The sequence below is a fragment of the Streptomyces sp. NPDC107517 genome, from assembly GCF_055582645.1.
Window position 1 is genome coordinate 1 of the sequence record NZ_JBVJPM010000017.1, and the last position, 18,646, is coordinate 18,646.

The 18,646-nt window shown below is 70.5% G+C and carries 13 protein-coding genes and 1 pseudogene; 7 read left to right on the plus strand and 7 right to left on the minus strand.

Going from position 1 to position 18,646, the window contains the following annotated elements:
- The coding region (locus ACZ67T_RS31390) for a recombinase family protein (RefSeq protein WP_469988379.1) at positions 1–260 on the minus strand (260 nt) is incomplete at its 3' end.
- Positions 261–332: 72 nt separating this feature from the next.
- On the opposite strand from ACZ67T_RS31390, the pseudogene ACZ67T_RS31395 reads away from it, so the two are divergent.
- Both ACZ67T_RS31395 and ACZ67T_RS31400 read left to right on the plus strand, forming a co-directional pair.
- Positions 333–476 (plus strand): annotated as a pseudogene (locus tag ACZ67T_RS31395) (alkanesulfonate monooxygenase); the annotation flags it as partial.
- 70 nt (positions 477–546) lie between these two features.
- Complete coding sequence (locus tag ACZ67T_RS31400; protein WP_469988380.1) at positions 547–1,671, plus strand: NAD(P)-binding domain-containing protein; 1,125 nt, start codon at positions 547–549, stop codon at positions 1,669–1,671.
- 93 nt (positions 1,672–1,764) lie between these two features.
- Here ACZ67T_RS31400 and mltG read toward each other — a convergent pair whose 3' ends face one another.
- Together mltG and ACZ67T_RS31410 are read right to left on the minus strand one after the other, a co-directional pair.
- On the minus strand, positions 1,765–2,613 hold the full coding sequence (gene mltG, locus ACZ67T_RS31405; protein ID WP_469988381.1) for an endolytic transglycosylase MltG: 849 nt from the start codon (positions 2,611–2,613) through the stop codon (positions 1,765–1,767).
- A gap of 110 nt (positions 2,614–2,723) precedes the next feature.
- Complete coding sequence (locus ACZ67T_RS31410; protein WP_469988382.1) at positions 2,724–4,544, minus strand: ABC transporter ATP-binding protein; 1,821 nt, start codon at positions 4,542–4,544, stop codon at positions 2,724–2,726.
- A gap of 93 nt (positions 4,545–4,637) precedes the next feature.
- Here ACZ67T_RS31410 and ACZ67T_RS31415 point away from each other — a divergent pair, with 93 nt between their 5' ends.
- The 3 genes from ACZ67T_RS31415 (at position 4,638) to ACZ67T_RS31425 (ending at position 9,713) form a co-directional block, all read left to right on the plus strand.
- Positions 4,638–5,081: a MarR family winged helix-turn-helix transcriptional regulator gene (locus ACZ67T_RS31415; protein WP_469988383.1), complete on the plus strand. Its 444-nt coding sequence runs from the start codon at positions 4,638–4,640 to the stop codon at positions 5,079–5,081.
- 38 nt (positions 5,082–5,119) lie between these two features.
- The gene (locus tag ACZ67T_RS31420) at positions 5,120–8,038 is read left to right on the plus strand and encodes an FAD-binding and (Fe-S)-binding domain-containing protein (RefSeq protein ID WP_469988384.1); all 2,919 of its coding nucleotides are present in this window, start codon (positions 5,120–5,122) and stop codon (positions 8,036–8,038) included.
- Positions 8,039–8,222: 184 nt separating this feature from the next.
- Positions 8,223–9,713 carry a Gfo/Idh/MocA family protein gene (locus ACZ67T_RS31425; protein ID WP_469988385.1) on the plus strand — a complete coding sequence of 497 codons (1,491 nt, stop codon included), beginning with the start codon at positions 8,223–8,225 and terminating at the stop codon, positions 9,711–9,713.
- A gap of 53 nt (positions 9,714–9,766) precedes the next feature.
- On the opposite strand, the gene ACZ67T_RS31430 is transcribed toward ACZ67T_RS31425, so the two are convergent.
- From ACZ67T_RS31430 to ACZ67T_RS31440, 3 genes are all read right to left on the minus strand, one after another.
- A complete protein-coding gene (locus ACZ67T_RS31430) occupies positions 9,767–11,152 on the minus strand; it encodes a cation:dicarboxylate symporter family transporter (RefSeq protein WP_469988386.1) in 1,386 nt (461 codons plus the stop codon).
- 189 nt (positions 11,153–11,341) lie between these two features.
- Entirely contained in the window at positions 11,342–12,997 is a 1,656-nt protein-coding gene (locus tag ACZ67T_RS31435) for a peptide-N4-asparagine amidase (protein ID WP_469988387.1), read from the minus strand.
- Between the two features lie 103 nt (positions 12,998–13,100).
- The gene (locus tag ACZ67T_RS31440) at positions 13,101–13,847 is read right to left on the minus strand and encodes a L,D-transpeptidase family protein (protein ID WP_469988621.1); all 747 of its coding nucleotides are present in this window, start codon (positions 13,845–13,847) and stop codon (positions 13,101–13,103) included.
- Positions 13,848–14,034: 187 nt separating this feature from the next.
- Here ACZ67T_RS31440 and ACZ67T_RS31445 point away from each other — a divergent pair, with 187 nt between their 5' ends.
- Together ACZ67T_RS31445 and ACZ67T_RS31450 are read left to right on the plus strand one after the other, a co-directional pair.
- On the plus strand, positions 14,035–15,915 hold the full coding sequence (locus ACZ67T_RS31445) for an ABC transporter transmembrane domain-containing protein (protein WP_469988388.1): 1,881 nt from the start codon (positions 14,035–14,037) through the stop codon (positions 15,913–15,915).
- Positions 15,912–17,702 (plus strand): ABC transporter ATP-binding protein, encoded by a 1,791-nt coding sequence (locus ACZ67T_RS31450; RefSeq protein WP_469988389.1) that lies wholly within the window; start codon positions 15,912–15,914, stop codon positions 17,700–17,702. Before ACZ67T_RS31445 ends, ACZ67T_RS31450 begins: the two co-directional genes overlap by 4 nt.
- A gap of 32 nt (positions 17,703–17,734) precedes the next feature.
- Here ACZ67T_RS31450 and ACZ67T_RS31455 read toward each other — a convergent pair whose 3' ends face one another.
- Positions 17,735–18,529, minus strand: a complete 795-nt coding sequence (locus ACZ67T_RS31455) for a metal-dependent hydrolase (protein WP_469988390.1) — start codon at positions 18,527–18,529, stop codon at positions 17,735–17,737.
- Between the last annotated feature and the right edge of the window lie 117 nt (positions 18,530–18,646).

Below are 18,646 nucleotides of genomic sequence, written 5' to 3' on the forward strand. Positions count from 1 at the left end.
ACGTGGTGACCTGCAGTGGCAGCCCACCGGGCCAGCCGGGCGACCTGACGCTCCAGATCGTCCTTCTGATCGTGTGAGGAGACGCGGGCATACAGACCCAGCCCGCCGATCGCCTCGGGCCCGGCGTTGGCCTCCACGTTCACGAGGATCGTGCGCGGGCCGACCCGCTGGGCCGGTACCGGCAACGTCCCCTCGCGGAACCAGCGATACGCGGTCTGCGGATGCACGCCCTGCGTCTTCGCCCATTCCGTGAGATTCATGCTCTGCCAACGACACTCACTCGTACATGGTTACGCTCACTTACCCGACTTCGACGGCAAGCAGTTGAAGACCCCCATCTGGAGGAGGCGTACTGGTTCGGGGAGGGCGTGATCCCGGACCTGGCGGCGCGCGGGCTGCTGCCGCGGATTCCGGCGTCCCCGCTCACGGGGTCCGGCGTCCGAGGCGCGCCGCTTCTGGTCGCCGGGGGCCGCTGAGTCGTCGCGCGGTCCCTGCGGGAAGATCCACGACCCCGGTGCAGTTAGTAGAAGCGTGAACGATATCGGGGTGCGGGACACAGCGGATGTACGCGAGGTCGACGTGGTAGTCGTAGGCGCTGGGCAGGCGGGACTGTCCAGCGCCTATCACCTGCGCCGGGCCGGCTTCGAGCCGGAGCGGGACTTCGTCGTGCTCGACCACTCCCCGCGCCCTGGCGGCGCCTGGCAGTTCCGCTGGCCCTCGCTGACGTACGGCAGGGTGCACGGCATGCACTCGCTGCCGGGCATGGAACTGACCGGCGCGGACCCGGCCCGGCCGTCGTCAGAGGTGATCGCGGCGTACTTCGCCTCGTACGAGGAGACGTTCGACCTGCGGGTACTGCGTCCAGTCGATGTGCGCGCCGTACGCGAGGGGGGTGGGGGTCCCCCCTGGACGGAGCCTGTCGGAGCCCTTGGGGGAGGGAGGCTGCTCGTCGAGACGTCTGCCGGGACGTGGTCGACGCGTGCGCTGATCAATGCGACGGGCACCTGGGACCGGCCGTTCTGGCCGCGCTACCCGGGGCAGGAGACGTTCCGCGGGCGTCAGCTCCACACCGCGGTCTACCCGGGCCCGGAGGCGTTTCGCGGACAGCGGGTGATCGTGGTGGGCGGCGGGGCATCCGGGACGCAGCACCTGATGGAGATCGCACCGTACGCGGCCGCGACGACCTGGGTGACGCGCCGGCCGCCCGTCTTCAACGAGGGGCCCTTCGACGAGGACTTCGGCCGCGCGGCGGTCGCCCTCGTCGACGAGCGGGTCCGGGCAGGGCTGCCCCCGCAGAGCGTGGTGTCGGTGACGGGGCTGCCGCTGAACGACGCGATCCGGCAGGCCCGCGCCGACGGTGTGCTCGACCGGCTGCCGATGTTCGACCGGATCACGCCGTCCGGCGTCGAGTGGGACGACGGCCGGCGGGTCGACGCGGACGTCATCCTGTGGGCGACGGGCTTCCGGCCCGCGATCGAGCATCTGGCACCGCTGAAGCTGCGCGGGCCCGGCGGCGGCATCCAGGCCGAGGACACCCGGGTGGTCGCCGATCCGCGGATCCATCTGGTGGGCTACGGGCCTTCGGCCAGCACCATCGGCGCCAACCGGGCGGGGCGCGCGGCCGTACGGGACATCAAGCGCCTGCTGGCCGGGGCGCCGGTCGCCGCCTGACGCTCCCGAACGTGACGCTCCGGCGCGGCCCGATCAGGCGGCGTGCGATCAGGCGCGCCCCGATCAGTCGCGGGCGCGTCAGTCGCGAACCGTTCAGTCGGACGACGGCTTGCCGCTCGCGCGCAGCTTGTTGAACTCCGCGACGTTCTTCTGCTGTTCGTCGAAGTCCGCCGTGAAGCGGGTGTCGCCGGGCTTGACCGTCACGAAGTACACCCAGTCCCCCTGCGGCGGGCTGATCGCGGCCTTCATGGCCTGGGCCCCGGGGTTGGCGATGGGGGTGGGCGGCAGCCCCATCCGGATATAGGTGTTGTACGGGTTCTCGGCCCGGGTGTCCTTGGTCGTGGTGTCGAGCGTGGAGCGGTTGAGCCCGTAGTTGATGGTCGAGTCCATCTGGAGCGGCATGCCGCGGTCGAGCCGGTTGTAGATGACGCGGGCCACCTTCCCCATGTCTTCCTTGGTGGCCGCCTCGGCCTCGACGATGCTCGCGATGGTGAGGGTCTGGTAGGGGTTCACCGAGTCCCGTTCGGCTCCCGCCGTCACCTGGCTGCCGTTCAACTTCGTGTTGGCCGTGTTGACCATGTAGGACAGCAGGCCCGCCGGAGTCGACTTGTCGCTGATCGGATACGTCGCCGGGAAGAGGTAGCCCTCCGGGTTTCCCCCCGCGTCCCCCGGGAGATTGAGGCCGGCCTTGGGGACGGCCTTCTTGCTCGTGCCTGCCGGGACACCGAGGGCCTTGTCCAGGGCCTCGTAGACCTGGCCCGCGCGCCAGCCTTCGGGGACGGTCAGCGTCTGCGGGCGCTTGTCACCGCCCCCGTGGTGCGGGAGCAGGAGCGGCACCACCACTGCGGCGGCCCCCGCCACGAGGGCTCCACCAGCGATCAGTGAGGCGCGGCCCCGGCGCGTCAGTCGTGTCGCGCTCCTTTGCGGAGTCTCGTTCAGCATGGCCGAACGCTAACCCGCAGAGGATGACAAACCGGGCATATCTTAGCCTCGGTGGCTCCACTTGGGCGTCACCCGCATGCCCGGTCACGGCCCAGAGCATTTCGTCTGGATCAGGCTGGACTCGCGGGCTCCAGTTGGGAGTCTCTGCGGACCAGGGCGGCATAGCGACCGTCCCGCTCCAGAAGCTCCTCGTGGGTGCCGCGCTCGGCCACCCGCCCGCCGTCCAGGACGACGATCTGGTCGGCACCCCGGATGGTGGACAGCCGGTGGGCGATGGTCACGGTCGTGCGGTTGGCCGACAGGGCGTCGATGGCTTCCTGCACGGCGAACTCGGTGCGGGTGTCCAGGGCGCTCGTCGCCTCGTCGAGGATGAGGATCGGCGGGTCGCGCAGGATCGTGCGGGCGATGGCGAGGCGCTGCTTCTCGCCGCCGGAGAACCGGTGGCCACGCTCGCCGACGACGGTCTCGTACCCGTCGGGCAGGGAGGCGATGTGCTCGTGGATCTGGGCCGCCCTGGCCGCAGCGTGCAGCTCCTCCTCGGTGGCGTCGGGCTTGGCGAACCGGAGGTTCTCCGCGACCGAGGCGTGGAAGAGGTACGTCTCCTGGGAGACGACACCGACGGCACGGGCGAGGGTGTCGAAGTCCAGGTCGCGCACATCCACCCCGTCGAGGGTGACGCGCCCGCCCGTGACGTCGTACAGACGCGGCACCAGGTAGCTGAGCGTGGACTTGCCGGAGCCGGTGGGGCCGACGACGGCCAGGCTGCCGCCCGCGGGGACGGTGATGTCGATCCCGTCGAGTATCGCCGCGCTCTTGCCGTCGGCGGCGTCGTAACGGAACTCGACGTCCTCGAAGCGGACTTCGCCCTTGATCGTGTCGAGGCGGACGGGCCGCTCGGGCTCGGTGATGTCGATCGGCAGATCGAGGTACTCGAAGATGCGCTGGAAGAGCGCCAGCGAGGTCTGGATCTGGACGCCGGTGGCGAGCAGGCTCACGGTCGGCCGGAACAGGCCCTGCTGGAGCGAGACGAAGGCGACCAGGGTGCCGATCGAGATGGAGGGGCCGCCGAGCTGGAGCGCGACGCCCGCGACCCAGTAGATGACGGCGGGCATGGCGGCCATGACGACCGTGATGACGGCCATGCGCCAGCGCCCCGCCATGTTCGACCGGACCTCGAGCCCGACGAGCCGGTCGGACTCGTCGGCGAACGAGCGGGTGAGCGAGTCCGCGCGGCCCATCGTGCGGCCGAGGAGGATGCCGCTCACGGAGAGGGACTCGGTGACGGTGGCGGCCATCGCGGCCATCTGCTTCTGGCGTTCCGTGGCGATCTTCTTGCGCTCGCGGCCGACGCGACGGCTGATCCACACGAAGACGGGCAGCAGGAGCAGCGAGACGGCCGTGAGCCGCCAGTCGAGCGCGACCATCGCCACGATGGTGGCGACCACACTGGTGAGGTTCGAGACCAGGGACGTGGCGGTGGAGGTGACCGTCGCCTGCATGCCGCCGATGTCGTTGGCGATGCGGGACTGGACCTCGCCCGTGCGGGTCCTGGTGAAGAAGGCGAGCGACATGCGCTGGAGCCGGCCGTACACGGCGGTGCGCAGGTCGTGCATGACGCGCTGGCCGACGGTCGTGGAGATCAGGGTCTGCAGGACGCCGAAGACGCTGGTCACGACGGCGCTGAGGATCATGCCCAGGGCGAGCAGGCTGAGCAGCCCCGTGCGGCCCTGCGGGATCGCGGTGTCGAGGATCTCCTTGAGCAGGAAGGGTGTGGCGACCGAGACGAGCGAGGCGGCGCCGACGAGCAGGCCGACCAGGGCGAGGCGGGCGCGATAGGGACGGAAGAGGGCCAGGATGCGGCGCATCTGCCGCGGCTCCGGCGACGTGGTGTCGGAGGGCGACGGCGTCCAGCCGGGTTCGTCGTGACGCATGAGCCTCCTACGAGTCGTGATTCAAGGTCTCAGGGAGCATAGCTCATTGTTACCTATACTCACAATGAACAAGGTCCTGATATTGTTCCGCACATGAGTACCCCGGACGCCGACGGCCTTCTCGCGGAGCAGCTGCTCCGCCTGACCCGGCGGCTGCAGCGGATCCAGAAGCGCTATCTGGAGCCGGTCGGGATCACGCCCGCCCAGTCCCGGCTTCTGCGCACCCTCGTGCACTACGACACCCCGCCGCGGATGGCCGACCTGGCCGAGCGCCTCGAAGTCGTGCCCCGCGCCGTGACGACCCTGGTCGACGGTCTGGAGACGGCCGAACTGGTGCGCCGGGTGCCCGACCCCACGAACCGCAGGGTGATCCGCATCGAGCTCACCGAACTGGGCCGCAAGGCGCTGCGTGAGCTGCGCAGCGCGCGCAGGACCGCCGCAGAGGACATCCTGGCTCCATTGAGCCCCGACCAGCGCGCCCAGCTGGGCGTCCTGATGAACGCGCTGTTCGAGACGCCGCACGACCACCGCTGTTAGCCCACGGCCGACAGCAGCCGAGGAGAGGTTGGAGAAGCATGCCCCTGCTGGAGCCGAAGCCGGAAGCGCTGCGCCCGGGACCGCACGCGGGAGGTCCGGCGCCCGACCGGGTGCCGGACGCGCAGGCCGGCGGGACCCCGGAGCCGCTCCGCTCCGAGCTGTCCGGGCTTCTGGGGGCGGACAAGGTCCTCACGCACATCTCGGACCTCGTGCGGTACGCGTCGGATGCGAGTCCCTACCGTTTCGTGCCGCAGGTCGTGGTGGTCGCCGAGGACGTCGACGACGTGTCGGCCGTCCTGTCGTACGCGCACGGCAAGGGCCGCGAGGTGGTCTTCCGGGCGGCGGGCACGTCGCTCAACGGGCAGGCACAGGGCGAGGACATCCTCGTGGACGTCCGCAAGCACTGGGCGGGCATCGAGGTCATCGGAGACGGCGAGCGGGCCAGGATCGGCCCCGGTACGACCGTCGTGCGCGCCAACATCACGCTCGCGCGGCACGGGCGAGTGCTCGGCCCCGACCCGGCGAGCGCCATTGCCTGCACCATCGGCGGGGTCGTCGCCAACAACGCCTCGGGCATGACGGCGGGCACCACCAGGAACTCGTACCGGACGGTCGCCTCGCTCACCTTCGTGCTGCCCTCGGGCACCGTGGTGGACACGGCCGACCCCGATGCCGAAGCGTTCCTCGAGCACGCCGAACCGGCCCTCTGCGTAGGTCTGTTGGAGATCAAGAGCGAGATCGAGGCCGACGCGGAGCTCGTCGCCCGCATCCGCGCCAAGTACGAGATCAAGAACACCAACGGCTACCGCCTGGATGCCTTCCTGGACGGCGCGACACCCGTGGAGATCCTGCGCGGCCTCATGGTGGGGTCCGAGGGGACGTTCGGCTTCATCTCCGAGGTCGTGTTCGACACGCTGCCCCTCGACCGGATGGTCTCCACGGCGCTGCTGTTCTTCCCCTCGCTGCCCGCGGCGGCAGCGGCGGTCCCGCTGTTCAACGAGGCGGGCGCGATCGCCGTCGAGGTGATGGACGGCAATACGCTGCGGGCCTCGGTGCGCGTGGAGGGGGTGCCCGCCGACTGGGCGAGCCTGCCCAAGTCGACGACGGCGCTCCTGGTGGAGTTCCGCGCGCCGGACGAGGCCGCCCAGGAGCGTTACGAGGCGGCGGCCGCCGAGGTGCTCGAAGGGCTCGAACTGGTGGCGCCCGTGGCCTCGGTGACCAACACGTTCACGCGGGACGCGAAGACGATCGGTGGCTACTGGAAGGCACGCAAGGCGTTCGTGACGGCGGTCGGCGGATCGCGCCCCTCCGGGACGACGCTGATCACCGAGGACTTCGCAGTGCCGCCCTCGCGCCTGGCCGAGGCGTGCGAGGCGCTCCTCGAACTCCAGACGCGGCACGGCTTCGACGCCGCCGTCGCCGGTCATGCGGCGCACGGCAATCTGCACTTCCTGCTCGCCTTCGACGCGGGCAGGCCCGAGGACGTCGAGCGGTACGCCGCCTTCATGGACGAGTTCTGCCGCCTCACGGTCGAGCGTTTCGACGGATCGCTCAAGGCCGAGCACGCCACAGGGCGCAATATCGCGCCGTTCCTGGAGCTCGAATGGGGCGCGAAGGCCACGGAGTTGATGTGGCGCACCAAGCAGGTCATCGACCCGGACGGCGTCCTCGCGCCGCGTATCGTCCTCGACCGCGATCCCAGGGCCCATCTGCGCGGCCTCAAGACGATCCCCAAGGTGGAGCTGATCGCCGACCCGTGCATCGAGTGCGGCTTCTGCGAGCCGACGTGTCCCAGTGAGGACCTGACGACCACGCCACGCCAACGGATCGTCCTGCGCCGCGAGATGATGCGCCAGCCGTCCGGTTCGCCGGTCGAGGACGGGCTTGTCGAGGCGTACGGGTACGACGCCGTGGACACGTGCGCGGGCGACTCGACGTGCAAGCTGGCGTGTCCGGTCGGCATCGACACGGGCGCCTTCATGAAGGAGTTCCGGCACGCGCGGCACACCCCGCGCGAGGAGAAGGTGGCCGCCTTCACGGCGAGGAACTTCAAGGCCGTCGAGGCGTCGGCGCGGCTCGCCGTGGCGGCCGCCGGCAAGATCGGCGACCGGCTCCTGACCTCCGTGACCCAGGCCGCCCGCAAGGCCGTCCGCCCCGACCTCGTACCGGAGTGGCTGCCGGAGATCCCCGCCGCCGCCGCGCGGAAGCTCCCGCGCACCGCGCGCGTGGGGGCTGCCGCGGTCTACTACCCGGCCTGTGTGAACCGCATCTTCGGCAGCCCCGGAGACGTGTCCCTCGCGCAGGCCATGGTCGCCGTGTCCGCGCGCGCGGGACGGCCGGTCTGGATTCCGGACGATGTCGCGGGGACGTGCTGCGCCACCATCTGGCACTCGAAGGGGTACGACGAGGGCAATACCGTCATGGCGAACCGGATCGTCGAGGCGGCCTGGGGCTGGACCGCCGGCGGCAGACTGCCGCTCGTCGTCGACGCCTCGTCGTGCACGCTCGGCATCGCCCATGAGGTCGTTCCCTATCTGACCGACGACAACAGGGAGTTGCACAAGGAGCTCACCATCGTCGACTCGATCGTGTGGGCGGCGGACGAGCTGCTGCCGCACCTGACGGTGCACCGGAGGGTGGGTTCGGCGGTCCTTCATCCGACGTGCTCCATGGAACACCTCGGCGATGTGGCGCAGTTGCGGGCCGTCGCCGAGGCCTGTGCCGACGAGGTCGTCGTCCCGGACGACGCCGGGTGCTGCGCGTTCGCGGGCGACCGAGGCATGCTCCACAAGGAGCTCACCGAGTCGGCCACCCTGAAGGAGGCGGCCGAGGTGACCGCCCGCGACTTCGACGCGCATCTGTCGGCGAACCGGATGTGCGAGGTGGGCATGGATCACGCGACGGGCCGCAGCTATTACTCCGTGCTCGTGGAGCTGGAGCGCGCGACGCGTCCCTAGGTCAATCACGCCCAGCCCCAAGGGTCTTGTCACGCCAAATTCCGCCTCGCCGCTACCCGCAGGTCCCAAAGACTCCGTAAAGAAAAGTCCAACTCCCTGACCACTTCTGCCCCTTGCGTCCCCGTGTCGTCCCCCTCCAGGGTGGCAAGCGCTTGCAGCGCACCCACCCATCGATGGAGGTCCGATGCACGACGACAACGCGACACCGGCACCCGACGCGAGCCACGAGCAGCCCGAGCACCCCGAACACGACGCCGCCGCGCAGTCCCGCAGGTCCGTCCTGCGGACGGCCGGCATCGCCGGGGCGGGGCTCGGGCTCGGTGCGTTCACCGGTGGCACGGCGCAGGCCGCGGGCGGGCAGGCCGAGGCCGGGCGGAGCGGGGCCGGGCAGGCCGGGGCGACGGCCGCCGGGGCTCCGGCCCGGAAGGGCGTGACGATGGTCGGCGTGCCCTTCGAGGGGCGTTCCACCGTGCGGGTCGGCATCATCGGGCTCGGCAACCGCGGCGGCAGCATGATCGACCTGTTCCTGGCGATCCCAGGCGTCCAAGTGGTCGCGCTCTGCGATCCGGTGAAGGACAAGACCGCGAGAGCGGCGGCCAAGGTGACGGCCGCGGGCCAGCCGGCCCCGGCGACGTACACCAAGGGCGACCACGACTTCGAGAACCTGTGCAAGCGGGGCGACGTCGACTTCGTGTACGCGGCGACGCCCTGGGACTGGCACTTCGAGATGGCCAAGACGGCGATGCTCAACGGCAAGCACGTCGGTGTGGAGTGTCCGATCGCCCTCCAGCTCGACCAGCTCTGGGAGTTGGTCGATCTCTCCGAGCGCACCCGCAGGCACTGCATGCAGCTGGAGAACTGCTGCTACGGCAGGAACGAAATGCGGGTTCTGCGGATGGCGCACGCCGGCAAGTTCGGCGACCTGCTGCACGGAGCGGGCGCATACAACCATGACCTGCGCGGCCTGATGTTCGACCCCGACTACTACGAGGGCCCGTGGCGGCGGCTGTGGCACACGCGGCTGCGCGGCGATCTGTACCCCAACCACGGCTTCGGCCCGGTCGCCAACTACATGGACATCAACCGCGGCGACCGCGTCACGCACATCTCCAGCTTCGGCACGCCCTCGCTCGGCCTCGCCCAGTACCGCGAGGCCCATATGCCGAAGGGCGACCCGAGCTGGAAGGAGACGTACATCGAGTCGGACCGCACCATCAGCCTGGTCCAGACGGCGAAGGGGCGCGTCATCCGGCTCGAACACGATGTGTCCACGCCCCACCCGTACTCGCGGATCAACAGCCTCGGCGGCACGAAGGGTGTGTTCGAGGACTACCCGGAGCGGATCTACATAGAGCCGGACCACACGAACGACTCCTGGGGTGACTTCTCCAAGTACACCGACTTCGATCACTGGCTGTGGAAGGAGCACTCCAACCCGCCGGGCGGCCACGGCGGCATGGACTACATCATGGTGTTCCGTCTGATGCAGTGTCTGCGGGTTGGCCTGGTACCGGACTTCGATGTGTACGACGCGGCGACGTGGACGTCGCCGGTGCCGCTGAGCCACTTGTCCATCAAGGCGAAGGGGGCGCCTCAGGCGATCCCCGACTTCACGCGCGGGATGTGGAAGAAGGCGCGGCCCGGGGCGGATTCCGAGAAGCCCGAGGAGGCCTGAGACGGCGCGGGGGCCCGGCGGCGGCGCGCTTGCCGCCGGGCCCCCACCCGGGCTCAGCCCACCGTCTCCGCAGCGGACTCAGGGTCCTGGGGCTTCGCGAGCTCCGGCGACCTGACCGGCTCGGCCCGGTCCTCCTCCGGTACGAACGCGATCTCGCCACCCAATACCTTCTTGGCCCTGGCCATGTCGAGCGCGCCTTCCCAGCGGGAGACCACGAAGACGGCCACGCAGTTGCCGAGCAGGTTCGTGGAGACGCGCATGGCGTCCATGATGCGGTCGACGCCGAGCAGCAGGGCGACGGCGCCCGCCGGGATGACCCCGAGTGCGGACGCGGTGGCCGACAGCGCGAGGAAGGCCGAACCGGGCACCCCCGCCATGCCCTTGCTGGTGAGCATCAGGACGATCACGACGGTGATCTGCTGGCCGAGCGAGAGGTCCACGCCGACGGCCTGCGCGATGAACAACGTACCGATGGAGAGGTAGATCGACGCTCCGTCGAGGTTGAATGAGTACCCCGTCGGCAGGACCAGGCCCACGGCGTCGTCGCGGCAGCCGGCGTGGCGCAGCTTCTGCATCATGCGGGGCATGACCGTCTCGCTGGAGGCGGTGCCGAGCGCGAGGAGCAGTTCCTCGCGCGTGTAGCGGACGAACTTCCACAGGCTCAGTCCGGTGACCGCCTTCATGGCGAGGCCGAGGAGCACGAGGAAGATCACGGCGACGGCGTAACAGACGCCGATGAGCTTGCCGTACGTCGACAGGGCGCCGAGGCCGTACTCGCCCACGAGGTGCGCCGTTGCGCCGAACACGGCGAGCGGGGCCAGCTTCATGATGAAGCCGACGACGGCGAAGACCACTTCCTGACCCTGTTCGATGGCGGGCAGGATCGCGGGGACCTTGGTGTTGCCGAGGTGCAGCAGTGCGGCTCCCACGAGGCAGGCGAGGACGAGCACCTGGAGCAGCGAGTTCTCGGCGAAGGCGCCGACCGCGCTGTCGGGGAGCGAGTGCAGGATGAAGTCGCCGGTGGACGGGAGCGAGCCGCCGCCTGTCTTGTCCTCGACGGCGGACGCGTCCAGCTTGGACGGATCGACGTTCATGCCGACGCCGGGACCCGCCAGGTTTCCGGCGAGCAGGCCGACGACGAGGGCGACGGTCGTCGCCACCTCGAACCACAGGAGGGCCTTGAGCCCGATGCGGCCGAAGGCCTTGAGGTCTCCGGCCTTGGTGATTCCGGCGACGACCACGCAGAAGACGAGGGGCGCGATCATCGCCTTGATGAGGCGAACGAAGCCGTCGCCGAGCGGTTGGACGGCTGTGCCCGCGTGGGGCCACAGCCGTCCGACGACGACTCCGATCACGAGTGCGCAGGCGACCTGCGCGAACAACGAGGTACGTAGTACGCGTGCGGCGCGTCGCGGTAGGGACGGTACGGACTGCGGCACGGGGCATTCCTCCGGAGCAACGTCAGTGACTTGTGCGGATTCTGCTATGCGGAAGTTGGATTCCAATTCCTGTTCCGCGAAGCGTCACTATGTCGGAGTAGCGGCTTCCGTAGAAGACCCCGATGTCACATCGGCGTAAATCTTGGATATTGCTCCAAGACCTCGGCGCCGGTACCTGCGGCCCTGCCCTCAGCAGTGCCTGCGGTCCACCGTCAGCGCACCCTGTGCCGTGGCCAGCTCGCGGTCGTAGCAGCCATCGGGGCTGGTCAGACGGTATCGCTCACGGCTGGTACCCACAGCGTGCCGTTGGTCACGCGGAACGTTCGCCGTGTACGAGGCGTCACCCGCGTAGGTGTCGTCGAGGACCGTCCACGCCGTGCGGCCCGAGCCCGTGGCCCGCCCCGTCTCGGCCCGGTCACCGAGGTCGATCACGGTCCGCAGCCGGTTGTCCGCGTCGAGCGTGGTGGCGCCGTCCATCGTGTAGGCCCGGTTCGTGCGAAGGGTGTGGTGGCCGGAGACGACGGTCTGGCGATCCGTCCAAGTCCCCTTCAGCGCGTCGTTGTTCTCGCCCTCGGACCAGCGGTGCGTGGACGTGCTGGTGAGTTCGCGGGTGACGGTGGTGGCGACGCGGCCGTGCGAGGTGTTCACGTAGCCGGACACCGTCAGCCTGTGCCCGCCCAGCGCGTCGAGGCGGTACTCGTCCGTGCCGGGCGTGTACGTCGTCGAGCTCTCCGGCTCGGTCTCCTTGTGGCCGGTCAGCGCGCCGGTGACGTGCGAACTCCCGCTGTCCTGCCAGACGAGCACGTTGACCGGGACGCTCCAGCCGCTCTGCCCCTTCGGGACACCCTTGACGGAGACGTCGACCTGGTGCGGACGGCCGTCGTCGAGGAGCCCGGCGAACGGCGTCAGGTCGTACTGGAGGGGCCGGACGTCGAAGGCTCCGGGAGCCGGAATCACGTACCAGAGGAAGGGGTTGGACCAGCCGCCCGTCCAGACGTTCGGGAACGGCGAGGCGATGCCGGCCAGTTGGCCGTCTACGGAGATCTGCACCTCGCGGTACGGGCCGCCGTCCGCCTTGCACGAGTACGGGACCTCGTTCGGCACCGCCAGGTACCAGAACTCCTCGCAGCCACCGCCCGATCCGGTGGCGTACACCTCGGCGACGATGCGCTCGCTGTTGCGCGGGGTGGTGAGTCTGCCCTGGTCGAGGGTGAGCACGCGGTCGGGGGTGTCCGTGGCGGGCTGCCGCTTCACGTGCGGCTCGGCGGCGTAGAAGGTGAGAGTGGCCTTGACCTCGATGACGCCGGTGTACGTGTCGTCGACAACGTTGCCTATCAGCATCTCGACCGGCTGGTCGGCCCGCAGGGTGTCGCTGTAGCGGGTGACGTCCTTTTCCACATTCCAGGCGATGCCGTCGGGCGAGGGCTCGGGGGTGGAGGTGCGCAGGACTTCCACGCCGCCGATGTGCAGATAGCCGAGACGGTCGAACTGCCGTCCCTTCACCTTGCCTTCGAGGCGCAGGACGACCTTGCTCCACCGGTCGCCGCAGCCCTTGGGCGGGGTGTAACTGCCCTTGTAGGGCGTGAAGTCACGGAACTCGGTCTCCGCGAGCGTCACGCGGCAGGACTTGGTGGCGGGCTTGGCCACGGGCGGTGTGGCCGTGATCGGGTCGTGCCAGTCGGTGCCGAACTCGGCCGGCGGGTCGGTGGGTTGGGGCTCCACGGAACGGCTGTCGGCGGATGCCACGGCGCGAGGGGGCTCGGCGGAGGCCGCGGTGGCCTGTCCGGCGAAGGCGCCGGCCGCGAGGGTCACCACGGCGAGCATGGACATGATGCGTCTACTCATGACGGGTGTTGTACGGCGCGGACGCGACGCCCGCAACAGCGCCCACCCTCATGCCGGCCCGATGCAAGGCCGGGCCGGGCAGACGCCGGTGCCTGGTGTCGCGTCAGCTCTTCAGCGACGCCTTGTCGCCCATAACCACGACCGGGTGCTGCTTCGGGTCGATCGTGCGCAGCAGGTACTCCATGCCGGACTTCGACAGGCTCACGCACGCCGACGTGCCGCTGCCGTGGTCCATGTGGAGCCAGATGCTGCCGCCCTTGGTCTGCCCCTCGGGCCGGGTGGGGTCGTTCGGCGCGCTGCCCTTCACCCGGTTGTAGTCGATGGCGATGACGTAGTCGAAATCGTGCCAGTGCGACTCGGCCCAGTAGTGCGGGGCCTGGAACGACGCGGCCTGCGTGTACGGCAGCTTCGCGCCCGGGTCGGCGAGCACCCCGCCCGCGTCGGTGAGGGTGAACACCCCTATGGGGCTGCGCTTGTCGCCCTCGCGATGGTCGGCGGTCCAGCCCTTCTTGCCGTTGTGCGCGGGCCAGCTGCGCGTCTTGTCCCAGGTGGAACCGGACTTCGTGTAGAGCACGACGGTCGAGTCACCGGAGTTCTTGCCGTCACCGTAGACCGCGATGACCTGTCCCGCGTTCTGCGGGATCTTCGACTGGAGCTGATCGCCGACGTCGGGAATGCGTCTGAGGTCGACGGCGGGGCGGTCCTCCTGCCGATTGTCGGCCGAGCCCGACCCCGCCTCGCGCCCGGTCCCGTCGCCCCCGCTCGAACCTCCGCAAGCGGACAGGGTCATGAGAAGGACGCTGCAGGCCGCCGCAGCGACCGCCGTTCGAACCGCACCCGCGTTACGCATACGGTCCATGGTCGCACCACGCACCAGGTGACCCCGACCGGCCCTGCCCCGGACGTCGAACGCGGGCCGAAACTTTGCCCCACGGCGGAAAACCGTTTGCCTCCAGTGCCTGAATCCCGCGAACCTTGCACGGTTTGTTCCATCCGTACCCCCCGACTTCGCTCCCCCTTCCGAGCCCTGGGACGTCATGCAGATCCACGATCTTCCGTATCCCGACCCGGGCCGGCCTGATGCCCGCTCGGGCCCCCGTTTCCTGCTCTGGCTCGGCCGGAACCAGCTCGGCGGCCAGCTCAAGTCCCTCTCCTGGGGACTCCTCCACTTCCTGTCCGTCGCCTCGCTTCCCTACGGCGTCGGCTTCGCCGTGCAGGCCGTGGTCGACGGCAACGGCTCTCGGCTCGCTCTCGCGGGCGGGCTGATCGTGCTCCTCGGCGCCTTGCTCGCCCTCGGCGACACGATGCTGCACCGGACGGCGGTCACCAACTGGATCACCGCGGCGGCCCGGGTGCAGCAGCTCCTCGCCCGCAGGACCGCGGCCCTGGGCGCCGCGCTGACCCGGCGGGTCGCCGCCGGTGAGGTCGTCGCCGTCTCCACGGGCGACGTCGAGAAGATCGGCTGGTTCGTCGAGGCGCTCTCGCGCTTCGCCGCCGCCGCGCTCACCGTCGTCGTGGTCTGTGTCGGGCTCGTCATCTACCAACCGGCGCTCGGCATCGTCGTCGCCATCGGCATGCCGGTCCTCGCGCTCTCAGTCCTCCCCCTCCTCCCCCGCGCCACCCGCCGTGCCGACCACCAGCGCGAGAAGGCGGGCCGTGCCACGGAACTCGCTTCGGACACCGTCGCGGGGCTGCGTGTCCTGCGCGGCATCGGCGGCGAGGAACTCTTCCTCGACCGCTACCGCAGCGCCTCGCAGGAGGTCCGTACGGCCGCCGTCCGCAGCGCCCGCATGTGGTCCCTGATCTCCGCGGTCCAGGTACTGCTGCCGGGCCTGCTGCTGATCGCGGTCGTCTGGTACGGCATCGAGCTGGCCCGCCAGGGCCGGATCACCGTCGGTGAACTCGTCACCGTCTACAGCGCCGTGATGATCCTCAACTACCCGCTGCGGCACTTCGAGGAGATCGCCATGGCGTACTCCTTCTCGCGCCCCTCGGCCCAGCGCGCGGCACGCGTCCTCTCCATCGAACGGGTCACGGAGCCGGGCGGACTCCGCACCGCCGAAGCACCGGCCGGAGACCTGTACGACCCGGTGACGGGCCTGCTGGCCCCCGCGGGCCTGCTCACCGCCGTGGTGTGCGGCGACCCGGACCTCGCAGGCCGGCTCGCGGACCGGCTCGGGGGACACCCCACGGACGCGGACAGCGGGACCGGGCCGGATCCGGGTTCGGATCCGGATTCCCTGCCCTCCGTGCTGCTCGGCGGGGTGCCGCTCGACGAGCTGCCCCTGGACACGGCCCGCACCGCCGTGCTCGTCCAGGACAAGGACCCCGTACTGCTGTCCGGCACGCTCGCCGAACTGCTCGACGTCCCCTCCTCGGGATCCGTACCCCCCGAGGAGGCACTGACCGCGGCGCAGTGCGCCGACGTACTGGACGCGCTCTCGCAGGCGTCGCTGGACGACGACCCGATGAACGCGCGGATCACCGAGCGCGGCCGTTCGCTCTCCGGAGGCCAGCGGCAGCGGCTCGCTCTTGCGCGGTCCCTGGTCACCGACCCGGAGGCGCTGGTCCTCGACGAGCCGACGTCCGCCGTCGACTCCCACACCGAGGCCAGGATCGCCGACGGCCTGCGGGCGCTGCGCCGTGGACGTACGACCGTGGTGCTCACCTCGTCCCCGCTGCTGCTCGATCGTGCCGATCGGGTCGTCCTGGTCCACGAGGGCACGGTCGCGGCGGTCGGTGAGCACCGGGAACTGGTGCTCACCGAGCCCCGGTACCGGGCCGTCGTGACCCGCGAGACCGACGAGGAGGCGGCGTCGGCGGCCCTGTCCCAGAACGGTGGCACCCCTCTGCGCGGCGAACCCGCCATCGGCGACCCCGGCATCGAAGAACTCACCGAGATCGAGGAGACGGCATGATCGGCCTGGCGCCACCGGCCTACGACCCGGCGGCCCCGACCACGGCGAACACACTGCCCGTCGGTGCCCCGGCGACCGTACGGTCCTACGTCCGCGAGCTGTACCAGCGGCACCGGCGAGCGTTTCTGCTGCTCATCGGTGTGAACACGATCGCCGTCGTGGCGTCGATGGTCGGCCCCTATCTGCTCGGCGCCCTGGTCCAGGACGTCTCGGACGGCACGGACCGGCTGCGCGTGGAGCACCTGGGCACCACCATCACCGTGTTCGTCGTCGCGCTCGTCGTCCAGGCCGTGTTCGTACGGCAGGTGCGGCTGCGGGGCGCGATGCTCGGCGAGCGGATGCTGGCGGACCTGCGCGAGGACTTCCTCGTGCGCGCGGTGGGCCTGCCGCCCGGCGTGCTCGAACGGGCCGGTACCGGTGATCTCCTTTCGCGCATCACCACCGACATCGACCGGCTGGCCAACGCGATGCGCGAGGCCGTTCCCCAGCTGTCCATCGGCGTCGTGTGGGTGGGGCTGCTGCTCGGCGGTCTCGCCGTGACCGCTCCGCCGCTGGCACCGGCGGTCCTCGTGGCGGTACCACTGCTCGTCGTGGGCTGCCGCTGGTACTTCAAGCGGGCCCCGTCCGCGTACCGCTCGGAGGCCGCCGGCTACGCGGCGGTGGCCGCGGCCCTCGCGGAGACCGTCGACGCCGGGCGCACCATCGAGGCGCACCGGCTCGGCGCCCGCCGCGTGGGGATGTCCGACCAGCGGGTCAAGGAGTGGACGGCGTGGGAGCGCTACACGCTCTATCTGCGGTCGGTGTTCTTCCCGGTCATCAACGCCACGCATGTGACGGTCCTGTGCTCGGTGCTCCTGATCGGCGGGGTCTTCGTACTTCAGGGCTGGATCGGCGTCGGGCAGCTGACCACGGGCGCGCTGATCGCCCAGATGCTGGTCGACCCGCTGGGCCTGATCCTGCGCTGGTACGACGAGCTCCAGGTCGCCCAGGTGTCGCTGGCCCGGCTCGTGGGGGTCCGGGACATCGAGCCGGACGCGGGCGACGCCTCGGTGGCGCCGGACGGACGGCACGTGCAGGCCGACGACGTTCACTTCGGGTACCGGGCAGGTGTCGACGTGTTGCGCGAGGTGTCGCTCGACGTGCGGCCGGGGACGCGGCTCGCCCTGGTAGGGCCGTCCGGAGCGGGCAAGTCCACGCTCGGCCGGCTCCTCGCGGGGATCTATGCGCCGCGGGCCGGGCAGGTCACGTTGGGGGGCGCCGAGCTCTCCCGGATGCCCGCCGAGCGCGTGCGCTCGCACGTGGCGCTGGTCAACCAGGAGCACCACGTGTTCGTCGGCTCCCTGCGCGACAATCTGCGGCTGGCCCGCACCGGGGCCGAGGACGCCGAGCTGTGGGCGGCCCTGGGGGCGGTCGACGCGGACGGCTGGGCGCGGGCGCTGGACGGGGGCCTCGACACCGAGGTCGGCTCGGGCTCGGTGGCCCTGACCCCGGCACAGGCCCAGCAGATCGCCCTGGCCCGCCTGGTCCTCGCCGATCCGCACACCCTGGTCCTGGACGAGGCGACCTCGCTGCTCGATCCCCGGGCGGCCAGGAATCTGGAGCGTTCGCTCGGCAGGGTCCTGGACGGCCGCACGGTCGTCGCCATCGCCCACCGGCTGCACACCGCGCACGACGCGGATGTGATCGCCGTGGTCGAGGAGGGGCGGATCAGGGAGCTCGGCAGCCATGACCAGCTGGTGGCTGCCGACGGCGCGTACGCGGCGCTGTGGCGGTCCTGGCACGGGTGACCGCGCGGGCGGGGCAGGGGGTGTGCGACGGCTCAGATGACGTTGAGCGCGGCCGCGCACCCCACTCCGCCGAGCAGCATGAACACCGGCATCAGCACCTTGAGCTCGACCCAGCTGCCCGCTCGGAAGCGCATCGCCTTGGGCGGGCCGATCGGGTACCAGCGCTTGCGGCCGATGGGGATGGGCCACAGCACCGGGCAGCCGGAGACCGTGAGCGCGTCCCCGATGTCGTGCACCAGGGCGCCCAGGACGATGGGCAGGCCCAGCCACAGGTACTCCTGGCCGGGCTGTGTGAACAGCCAGTCCGACCCGTTGCCCGGCTTGTCGAGGACTCCGGCGAGGATCCAGGCGCTGGTACCGGCGAGCAGCCACACCAGGACGTCGCTGCTGGAGCCGCGTGCCGCCCGCCACAGCAGGCCCTCGATGGCCAGCACCATGTGGACGAAGAGGAGGGCGAGGACCGCCCAGCGTCCGCCGAATATCGCCGCGGCGGAGGCGCCGGCGCCGATGAGGACCGCCCACAGCCAGGTGTGCGTGAGGGTACGGTGTCCGCCGGAACGGCGCGGGTCGCCCTTCATGCGGGTTGCCTTGTAGACCGCGTACGACAGCTTGTCGACGATCTCGCACAGGCCGCGCGACACCGGGCCGAAGGCCCGCGAGATGGTGGCCGCCTTGTGGTCCAGGTCGGGGGCGAGGGCCGCGCCCGCGCAGATCAGTGCCCCGACGAGCACGACGGGCCAGGGCATGGGGTGTCCGGCGGCGGCCGCGGCCGCACCCACCCCCAGCCAGGCCGCTGCTCCTGACAGCGAATGTGCCGGTCCCATCATGGCTGCGTTCCGCCCCATTCCACTTGTGTCGGCGCCCAGTTGTCCCCACCCGGGCCACCACGTGCTGACGCTCCGTCGGCGCCACAGCGTACCTTTCGTGATCTTCGTGCAGGCAAC

Excerpts from the sequence above, each read along its gene's own strand:
- ACZ67T_RS31445 (WP_469988388.1), top strand. The coding sequence starts at position 14,035 with ATGCAGATCCACGATCTTCCGTATCCCGACCCGGGCCGGCCTGATGCC.
- ACZ67T_RS31410 (WP_469988382.1), bottom strand. The coding sequence starts at position 4,544 with ATGCGTCACGACGAACCCGGCTGGACGCCGTCGCCCTCCGACACCACG.
- ACZ67T_RS31415 (WP_469988383.1), top strand. The coding sequence starts at position 4,638 with ATGAGTACCCCGGACGCCGACGGCCTTCTCGCGGAGCAGCTGCTCCGC.
- ACZ67T_RS31450 (WP_469988389.1), top strand. The coding sequence starts at position 15,912 with ATGATCGGCCTGGCGCCACCGGCCTACGACCCGGCGGCCCCGACCACG.
- ACZ67T_RS31440 (WP_469988621.1), bottom strand. The coding sequence starts at position 13,847 with ATGCGTAACGCGGGTGCGGTTCGAACGGCGGTCGCTGCGGCGGCCTGC.
- ACZ67T_RS31420 (WP_469988384.1), top strand. The coding sequence starts at position 5,120 with ATGCCCCTGCTGGAGCCGAAGCCGGAAGCGCTGCGCCCGGGACCGCAC.
- ACZ67T_RS31435 (WP_469988387.1), bottom strand. The coding sequence starts at position 12,997 with ATGAGTAGACGCATCATGTCCATGCTCGCCGTGGTGACCCTCGCGGCC.
- ACZ67T_RS31455 (WP_469988390.1), bottom strand. The coding sequence starts at position 18,529 with ATGATGGGACCGGCACATTCGCTGTCAGGAGCAGCGGCCTGGCTGGGG.
- ACZ67T_RS31425 (WP_469988385.1), top strand. The coding sequence starts at position 8,223 with ATGCACGACGACAACGCGACACCGGCACCCGACGCGAGCCACGAGCAG.
- mltG (WP_469988381.1), bottom strand. The coding sequence starts at position 2,613 with ATGCTGAACGAGACTCCGCAAAGGAGCGCGACACGACTGACGCGCCGG.